Genomic DNA, 443 nt, shown 5'->3' on the forward strand with positions numbered 1-443 from the left:
TCGTTGTACTTCTGCTGTTTCTCACGGCGACGTTCGGTTTCGCCAATCGCTTTCGCCATTGATGGGGTGATCTTATCGCCGTAGAGAATCGCTTTACCGTTAACGTTACGTGCCGCACGACCAATGGTCTGGATCAACGAACGTTCGGAACGCAGGAAGCCTTCTTTGTCAGCGTCGAGGATCGCCACCAGCGACACTTCCGGCATATCCAGACCTTCGCGCAGTAAGTTGATCCCTACCAGCACGTCGAACTCACCCAGACGCAAGTCGCGGATAATCTCCATACGTTCGACGGTGTCGATATCTGAGTGAAGATAACGCACGCGCTCGCCATGTTCTTCGAGATATTCGGTAAGATCTTCCGCCATCCGCTTGGTCAGTGTGGTGACCAGTACGCGTTCGTTAATTGCCGCTCGCTGACGAATCTCCGAAAGAAGATCATC

Annotated in this window: 1 protein-coding gene; it reads right to left on the reverse strand. The window is 53.0% G+C overall.

All coding sequences use genetic code 11. The annotated features are described in order from the left end of the window. The coding region (locus J5M58_RS27035) for a helicase-related protein (protein ID WP_306795263.1) at nt 1-443 on the reverse strand (443 nt) is incomplete at both ends.

The sequence above is a fragment of the Pseudomonas sp. 32_A genome (assembly GCF_017490905.1).
Taxonomy (GTDB): Bacteria; Pseudomonadota; Gammaproteobacteria; order Pseudomonadales; family Pseudomonadaceae; genus Aquipseudomonas; species Aquipseudomonas inefficax.